This is a genomic window from Ktedonobacteraceae bacterium, assembly GCA_035653615.1.
Classification (GTDB): Bacteria; Chloroflexota; Ktedonobacteria; order Ktedonobacterales; family Ktedonobacteraceae; genus DASRBN01.
Genome location: DASRBN010000017.1, coordinates 1 through 2,351 on the forward strand (window position 1 = coordinate 1; position 2,351 = coordinate 2,351).

3 protein-coding genes are annotated in these 2,351 nt (G+C 52.4%); 2 read left to right on the forward strand and 1 reads right to left on the reverse strand.

All coding sequences use genetic code 11. The features are described from left to right. Nucleotides 1-262 (forward strand): hypothetical protein (locus VFA09_09305; protein ID HZU67464.1); only part of this gene is annotated, 262 nt, incomplete at its 5' end. Nucleotides 263-716: 454 nt separating this feature from the next. Beyond that, entirely contained in the window at nucleotides 717-1,397 is a 681-nt protein-coding gene (locus VFA09_09310) for a hypothetical protein (protein ID HZU67465.1), read from the forward strand. A 105-nt stretch (nucleotides 1,398-1,502) separates the two neighbouring features. On the opposite strand, the gene VFA09_09315 is transcribed toward VFA09_09310, so the two are convergent. After that, nucleotides 1,503-2,351, reverse strand: an 849-nt coding sequence (locus VFA09_09315) for an ABC transporter ATP-binding protein (GenBank protein HZU67466.1), incomplete at its 5' end; no start/stop codon positions are given.

A 2,351-nucleotide genomic window follows, 5' to 3' on the forward strand; every position in this document is an offset into this window, starting at 1 on the left:
TAATTCTGACAGTGCTAGCGGTGAATGCATTGCAGAACGTGTTGGCGGCAATGAGCTGGGATTCGGGGGGTACGATGTGGCCGAATTCAACCCGCCGGGTCATCAGGAACAGGTTACGAATTGTGATATCAATAATGTAGCAATTGGTAGTCAAGCTCATAACTATATGGTTCTTGAGAATGGAGGCGCACAATTGCTTATCGATGTCGGGCCTATTTCAAATGGTACCGATTTCCCTTTTCGGTGGCACCAAAGTTCCTGATCTATACGCGGGAAGGGAACCCATTACATAATTCCTTTCGCTCACAAGAATCGGTCACTTTGTGATGAGCTTAATAGCTACTAAAGGTGGATACCATTCAAAGGAGCCGAATTTATTCAGTAATAGGTTCGGCTCCTTTGAAGAGCATCTGGAGGGTATCTAAAGAATATGTTGCTCACTTTGAGCCACTTTATCCAGCAGTGAAGAACAAGGAGGGTGCATTTAGGAATTGGATCACTTGATATGTCACAATCTCTTTGCGTCAAGCATCCTCTACTTTAGAAAGCAATTTGTAAAGGAAACATTCGAGATTGGTTCTTCTAACTGGAAATGGGGAAAATAAGATGTAGTACACTCAATAGCAGCATCTTACTTTTCCATTTCTCTGCCTGGGTTCCAAGCCCGGCAACTTCATCTCTTTTTCAGAGAAACTTTATTGATCAGGGAGGAACAAATGATACGCTTCCATCGTGAAAGGGTAGCTGGCCTGGCGGCTCTGCTGGGGGGAGCATTGCAAACAGCAATACTCGTTTCTCAGGTAAGTTGGTTGAGTGTGATACTCACAAGTACGACCCATTATCATGTCACCTGGGACTGGAACATCCCCCGAGAATACCATTGGATTTCAGTAAGCCCGTGGCTTTTTTTTCTCATTGCCTTGCTTTGTCTGAACTGGAACTTTGCCCCGCAACTCCGCTGGGATCGCTGGCAGAGTACCATCGGCATCGTTTTCATCATCATGGCTATTGTTGTGCCAGAGATTGTACTATCGTTTGTCAACAATTGCGTTCCTGATTTACCCTGTAATCCAGGAATCGGTTGGCTGCCTCCCTTCCTCAGCAGTATCAGTGTGGTTGGAGGAATACTGCTGGGTAGCTATCTGCTGTTGATGTGGAAAGCTCTGGTCAAGGCTGCGTTTCCCAGGTTCTGGACGTTCGCCTTTCTGGTTCTGGGTGTCCTGGCATTCTATAACTGTCGCGTTGCTATAGAAGTTGGCGAATGGGTTCCTGGCTATTTTAAGGTAGATCTGACCACGATGATTCTGGGAATCATCTGGGCGACTGCCTGGTCTTTCCTCGGTTTTGTGCTTTGTGTCAAAACATTTCGCAAGGGCAAGCCAGAAATGGTTGATTAGCTCGTTGCTTTTTTGATCTTACTCTCTGTTTCGATTGGGAGCGGCTGGCCATCACTACCTTTATAGAACGGACACCAGCCGCTCGTGTCTTGTGAAAGTGTGGGGCTAAGGCAACATTGTTGCGCTGTTGGCAGGCGCACGCTGTTCGCGCATGAGCCAGACGTAGCTATCTTCGAGGGTTGGCTCGATGGGGACGGCTCCGGCGCGCGGCGAGAGGTCGCCTACGACGCGGTACTGCACGCCGGTTCCCAGGTGCATGGTGGCGACAACCGTGAAGTTGCCTTCGGGTTTGGCGCCTTCCGTCGTAATCATCCATACCTTGCCCTGTGCTTCGCGCAGCAGGTCGAAGGTAGTACCCTGGAAGATGACGCGGCCCTGTTTCATGATGGCAAGGTTGCGACTCGTCTGCGCGATATCCTCCACGATGTGCGTGGAGAGCAGGACGGTGCGGTCTCCAGCCAGTTCGGAGAGCAGATTGCGGAAACGGATGCGCTCCTCCGGGTCGAGGCCTGCCGTCGGTTCGTCGACGATCAGCAGTTGCGGGTCGTTGAGCAGGGCCTGGGCAATGCCGATGCGTCGCTTCATGCCGCCCGAAAAGGTCTTCAGCTTGCGATGCGCCACGTCCGCAAGCGAAACCGTCTCAAGCAGGTAGGCAATGCGCTGCTGGCGCGTTTTGCGGTCATCCATGCCCTTGAGGATGGCGATATAGTCGAGGAACTCCCGCGCGCTCAAATCCGGGTAGACGCCCAGGTCCTGCGGCAGGTAGCCCAGCACGCGCTTGATGGCCGTGCGTCCCTGTTCGCTGTTGCCGTCGAACGGGCCGACGCGCAGACTGCCGCTCGTCGGGCGCAGGATACCGGCCAGAATGCGCATCAGCGTGGTCTTGCCCGCGCCATTTGGCCCCAGTAGCCCGAACATGCCGCTCGGAATCGTCAGATCCAGATCGTTCAGCGC

What these genes read in the sequence shown, in the direction of transcription:
- VFA09_09310 (HZU67465.1), top strand. Translation starts at nt 717, where the DNA reads ATGATACGCTTCCATCGTGAAAGGGTAGCTGGCCTGGCGGCTCTGCTG.